A 5,056-nucleotide genomic window follows, 5' to 3' on the forward strand; every position below is an offset into this window, starting at 1 on the left:
GGGAGAGGGTGGCCCCCGAAGGGGGTCGGGTGAGGGGCCGGCTCCGTATTCTCCGGAAGCGTCGCTCCCCTCTCCCGCCTCGCATCCGCGAGGCACCCTCCCCCGCAGAGGGGGGAGGGTTTGACGCGCGCTTCTCACGCGAACGACGCATCCACCAACTGCGGCTCCAGCCGGCCGCCGCGAAAAGACTTGCCGGTCTTGACCGAGGTGACGATCGCCTCGGCGGGTGAGAACAGCGCGCCGTCGATCTTGTAGAAGTCGCCGTTCACCCGGGCGAAGATCTCGGCGAAGGGTGCGCCGTGATCGGCTGAGGTGGTGGAGGGCAGCTGCTCGGCGAGCTGCTTGGCATCCGCGTCGTCGGCATCGACGAAGAGCTGCACCCGGCCGCCGTAGATGATGGCGTCGTTGGTGCGGCCCATCGCCTGGATGAAGTCCGGATGCTGCGGCGAGAGCGGGGCCGAGCCGATGCCGTCGAGGATCTTGTGCAGGTCGAAGCCGACGGTGTGGGCCTTGTGCAGCGCCACCTCCAGCACGCGGGCGACGACCTGGGTCGCGCCGGCGAGGCTCTGGGTCGGGGCGTAGATGAAGGTCACGTTCTCCGGCGCGAGGCCGGTGGCGGACGCCACCTTGGCGACGACGGAGGCTGGCGGGGCGCTGCCGGATTCGAGCACCAGGGCGGTCGCCGCCGCGTTGTCGCGGTAGCCGAGCTCCTTGTAGAGCTCCTCCACCACGGCGATGGCGCGGCCGGGGCCGGAGCCGAGGGCGAAGAAGCCGGAATCGCCCTCCTCGTCGGCGAGGCTCCAGCCGGCATATTGCGAGCCGAGGCAGGCCAGCACCGGGTCGGCGGAGTGGACGACGATCGAGTAGGGCCAGGAGGCGACCGGGCCGGTGGGAGCGATCGTCACCGTGCCGAGGCCGCCGAGGCAGATCTCGGCGATGCGCCGGCCGGCCTCGATCGAGCCGCGGGCGTTGGCGCCGGCATCGACGGTGCGGGCGCCGTTCTCCTGGGCGACGACGAGGCGGAGCTTGGCCGCGTCAGCGACGAGGCTCTCGACCAGCGGCCCGGCCAGGGCGTTGAGGCTCGGTGCGGTCGTGTTGGAACTCATGGTCGGTCTCCGTCTCCTCCAGCAGCGCGCGGACCCTCTCGATCCGCGCCCGCAAGTCTTGTTTGACCGCCGCGGCGTCCGGCCCGGAGGCCGTCACCGTGCAGAACGGTGCGTCGCGCGCGACAAAGCTGCCGGCCCGCGGCCGGTCACGGACGTGATCGGGCCAGTCGAGCGGCGGCACCGCCGCACAGGTCCGGGCCGCGTAACAGATCTCGGCGCCTGTCGCATCTGTCGGTGCTGCCTCGATGGCAGGCATTCGGCCGAGCGCGGCCTCGATATGCTGGATCAGCAGCGGGGTCGGGCGGCGGTCGAGCACGTCGAGGGTCGCGCCGGGGCGCGGATTGATCTCCAGGAGCCACCACGCGTCGCCATCGACGAGGCAGTCGGCGCTGGCAAGGCCGACGAGGCCGGTCGCCCGCGCCAAGCGCAAAGCCGCCTCCGCGATCGCCGCGGCGAGCGCCGCCGGGACCGGCCCCGCCTCGTTGCGGCCGCGGGCGAGCGCCCCGGCATAGCGGAACGGCCGCAGCGGCGAGGGCGCCTGCCACTGCTCGGTGAACACCAGGGGCTCGATGGTGTGTCCATCGGCCAGAAAATTCAGGGCGACGGCGCGGCCGGTCCGGCGCGCCTGGAGATAGTGGCCGGGGGGCGCGGCCCCGGCGGCACTCGCGCGGATATGCGAGCCGCCGCAGCCGCCCGCCCGCTTGAGCAGCCACGCGCCGGGCTCGGCCACCGGGCCGGCACTGACCGCCGGGTGCGGGATCGCGAGGCGTTCGCAGAGCGCGGCGAAGCGGAACGGGTCCTTGAGGACGGCGACCGTCTCGGGGCCGGCGCCGAGCAGGCGGTGGCGGGCGGCGATCTCCGCGATCAGATCCGGCGCACCCTCGAAGCCGCTGCCGAGGACGACGCCGAGGGCCCCGCCCGCCCGCGCCGACAGGTCCTCGAGCCCCGCCAGCACGCCGGCCCGGTCGCGGTCGCCCGCGCCGAAGCGGCCGGGCAGCGTTCGGTGATGCGCGGCGAGCGCCAGGGTGTCCTCGTCGCCGAACAGGTCGAGCACGAACGGGCGCAGGCCCGCCCGCCGCGCCGCCTGCGCCAGCGCCCGGCCGGACTGGGCGGCGATCAGGACCGCGCCGCCCTCACGGGGACGAGAGAGGCTCAGCGCCGCGCCTGTCCGGTTTCCGGTTGATCCGTTCGGGCTTTCCGTCATCGCGAGCGAATGCGAAGCGATCCAGCGGCGCGACCTTGCCGGACGGTTCGGCGCCCTGGATTGCTTCGGCTCCGCCTCGCAATGACGATGAGGAGTTCCCCCGGATCCGAAGGCATCACACGCAAGGCCGCGCTCAGCCGGCGATCTCGACGGCGAGCTGGTAGGCATCGCGGAAATCGAGGCAGAGCGGCTCCTGCGCCTCCAGCATCTTGCGGAACAGGCGGCACTGGGTCTGGTACTTGACGTTGCCGACCGCGAGCGCGCCGATGCCGACGCCCCGGCCGACCGGCAAGGGGACATCGACGGCGTTCACGTCGATGCCGGCGATGCCGGCGGGCGGCACGGCGTTGACGTCGGAGGCCACCAGCAGCTTCGGCGCGGATTCGAGATCCTCCGCCGTCAGGATCGAGACGCCGGCGGGGCCGGCCGAGAGGATCACGTCGGCATCGGTGATGGCCGCGCGCCGCGCCTCCGGCGCCGTGCCGTCGACGGCGCCGACCTCGATGCCGAAGCGCCACTTCATGGTAAAGGCGATTTTTGACACGCGCTCCTCGCCGTCATGGCCGACGAGCACGGTCTGCGCGCCCTCCAGCGCGCCGATCACCGCGGCGACGTAGGCGACCACGCCCGCGCCGCCGAAGATGACGATGCGCTTGCCCCTGAGATCGGTCGAGAACCGCGCCTTCAGGGCGCGGTTCACCTCGGCGACCATCGCCGCGCCGGTGGTGAAGGAGCCGGCCGGGTCGGCGAAGACGTGGTTCACGAAGGGCGGCACGAAGGCCTTCTTCGCCCGGTCCACCATGTCGAGGGCGAGCTCGGCGTTCTTGCCGCCGATGAAGATGCCGGTGCGCACGCCGTCCTGCGGCGCGCGGGAGAAGATCGAGTCCTGGGTCAGCGAGACGACATCGGTGAGATCGACGCCCGTATAGGGGATGAGCGTCTCGAAACCGGCATCGATCGCCATGTTCACGTCGAACGGGCTCATGTGCTTGAGCGGCGTCAGCATGTGCAGGATCGAGCGGGCCATGGTGTTCGTCCTCTCGTGACCGCGCCCTCGGCAGAGCGCTTCAGGTGCAAAACCGGAACGGCCGGCGCCGGTCAAGCGCAGGTTTCTTTGAAGCGGGAAAAAGAAAAAGCCCTAAACTTCGGTCACCGACGCGCCGACGTTGCGCCCGCGGGCGATGACGAAGCGCAGGCGGCCGGGCCGCGCCAGCCGCGCGACCAGCGCCTCCGCGTCCCTCTGCGAGGGCATCAGCGCGAAGCCGGTCGGCCCCCAGGAACTCTGGCCGTAGCCGGGCACGCCGGCGGCCGCGACGGCGGCGAGGGCCTCGGCCACCGCCGGGCTGGCGAAGCGGCCGCCCTGATGGGGCGCGAAATGGTCGCCGATCCGCTTCTGGATCGCGGTGATACCGGCTCCGAAGCCGTCGGGCTCGGCGGTGGCGGCGGCCGGCAGCACCTGCATCAGCACGATCCGGCAGATCTCGGCGGCTTCGCCCGCATCGAACAGCGGCAGATCGCGGAAGGCCTCCGTCTCGCGGGAGCCGTGCACGCCGGTCATGCCCTCGTCGATCATCAGCACGACGCGCCAATCCTCCGGATAGGGCAGCCGGGCGATGACCGGCGGCGGCGCACCGGACTCGTCGCGCCCGCCATCGACGATCAGGCCGCCCTCGGTGAAGGCGGCGAGCCCGACGCCGGAGCGGTTGCCGCGGTCGAGCACGTCGGCGAAGTCGGCCGGCAGGAACGGGCGCCGGTTGAGGCGGGCCACGGCGGCGGCCACCGCCAGGGCGACCTGCGTGCCCGAGCCGAAGCCGGCATGAGGGGGAATCGCCTCCTCGACCTCCACCGCCACGGTGTCCGGCACGTCGAGATAGGAGGACGCGGCGAGCAGGTTGGCGCGGACCCGCTCGGCCTCCGGGCCGCTGGCGGAGACGCGCTTCGCGGGCCGCGCCACGAGTTGCACCGCCGGGGCGTCGAGGGCGAGCCCGATGCTGCCGAAGCGGCGCCCGAGGCCGCCGTTGAGATCGAGGAAGCCGAAATGCAGGCGCGCGGGCGCGCGGACCCGCACGGCGTTCACGGCGCTGCCGGTGGAGCGGGGGGCGCTCTCACCCGTCTGGTCCGGGACCTCGGCCACCGTCTCGTTTCCTCCCGCAAAAGCTGCCGGCCCGGCCGGCGCACACGCGCCGGACGATGCGGCCGGCTTCTCCCATGCTGCGGCGCCGGCGACAACCTCGCCGGGCCCATCTCGGGGCGTCGAGCCCGGGTTAACATGGTCGGCGGGCCGGAGGCCCATCCGTCTCACGGATCCCGTCATCGCCGGAACGCCGCAGGCGGACCCGGACTGACGGCGCGGTTTCCGGGCCGACGACCGAAATCCTTGGCTCAAACTTCGCCGGGGGCTTGCAGGCTTCGGTTCGGGAAGGCAAAACCAGCCCGCTCCCTTTCGCGGAGCCGGTCCGAGCCGCCGTTGTCGAACCCGAGCCGGGATTTCGAGACGCCTGAAGCTCCACCAGGGGCGTCGTTCCGACGCCCTTCGGACATGACCGTCTTTCGCCCCGCCTCGACGCGGGGATGCCCGAAGAAACGACGGTGAGGAAGCATGGCAGCCTGGGTGAAGGGAGGCGCGGCGGATGTGGACGCGGCGGTCGAAGCCGCGGCCGACCTGCTGGCCGCGGCGCGCGTGCCGGTGCTGGCGGGCCTGAGCGCCGAAGTCGCGGCGCTCCGCGCCGCCTACCGGCTGGCCGAG

The 5,056-nt window shown here is 72.6% G+C and carries 4 protein-coding genes and 1 pseudogene; 1 reads left to right on the plus strand and 4 read right to left on the minus strand.

Annotated elements, in window-relative coordinates; translation table 11 throughout:
* Positions 1-134: 134 nt before the first annotated feature.
* The 4 genes from mch to MFF42_RS17595 form a co-directional block, all read right to left on the minus strand.
* Complete coding sequence (gene mch, locus MFF42_RS17580; protein ID WP_238256902.1) at positions 135-1,106, minus strand: methenyltetrahydromethanopterin cyclohydrolase; 972 nt, start codon at positions 1,104-1,106, stop codon at positions 135-137.
* Entirely contained in the window at positions 1,036-2,160 is a 1,125-nt protein-coding gene (locus tag MFF42_RS17585) for an ATP-grasp domain-containing protein (protein WP_238256905.1), read from the minus strand. Before MFF42_RS17585 ends, mch begins: the two co-directional genes overlap by 71 nt.
* 283 nt (positions 2,161-2,443) lie before the next feature.
* On the minus strand, positions 2,444-3,337 hold the full coding sequence (gene mtdB / locus MFF42_RS17590; RefSeq protein WP_238256903.1) for an NADP-dependent methylenetetrahydromethanopterin/methylenetetrahydrofolate dehydrogenase: 894 nt from the start codon (positions 3,335-3,337) through the stop codon (positions 2,444-2,446).
* A gap of 111 nt (positions 3,338-3,448) precedes the next feature.
* Positions 3,449-4,444, minus strand: a complete 996-nt coding sequence (locus MFF42_RS17595; RefSeq protein WP_238256904.1) for a beta-ribofuranosylaminobenzene 5'-phosphate synthase family protein — start codon at positions 4,442-4,444, stop codon at positions 3,449-3,451.
* Positions 4,445-4,909: 465 nt separating this feature from the next.
* Between MFF42_RS17595 and MFF42_RS17600 the strand changes: the two are divergent.
* Positions 4,910-5,056, plus strand: a pseudogene (locus MFF42_RS17600) (formyltransferase); the annotation flags it as partial.

The sequence above is a fragment of the Methylorubrum podarium genome, assembly GCF_022179745.1.
GTDB lineage: Bacteria > Pseudomonadota > Alphaproteobacteria > Rhizobiales > Beijerinckiaceae > Methylobacterium > Methylobacterium podarium.